This is a genomic window from Microbacterium sp. ZXX196 (assembly GCF_009709595.1).
GTDB lineage: Bacteria > Actinomycetota > Actinomycetes > Actinomycetales > Microbacteriaceae > Microbacterium > Microbacterium excoecariae.
This window is the reverse complement of record NZ_WMEE01000318.1, coordinates 1-258: the sequence shown is the minus strand read 5'-3', so window position 1 is coordinate 258 and position 258 is coordinate 1. Positions and strand designations below refer to the sequence as shown.

The window sequence follows — 258 nt, the reverse complement described above, 5'->3', positions numbered from 1 at the left end:
TTATCACCCTGGTGGGGCTGGCCGTGGGAGTCGGCCTGGGCGCGGCCTACATCTCCCCGTGGTGGTTCCCGCCGAGCGCGGTCATCCTCACCGTGCTCGCCGGTGGCCTCCTGCTACGCCGGAAAAGTCTGGCCGCCCTGTTGATCGTCGTCGCCGGGGTGCTGTCCTTCCTCGCCTACCGGCTGGACGTGTCCCAGGTGGGCCCCGGGCTCTTGCTCACCATCGGCGTGACGGCGGTGCTGGCCTACCTGCTGTCCG

1 protein-coding gene is annotated in these 258 nt (G+C 70.2%); it reads left to right on the top strand.

Annotated elements, in window-relative coordinates:
* A partial coding sequence (locus GJQ66_RS13190; protein ID WP_230379647.1) for a hypothetical protein occupies positions 1–258 on the top strand: 258 nt, incomplete at both ends.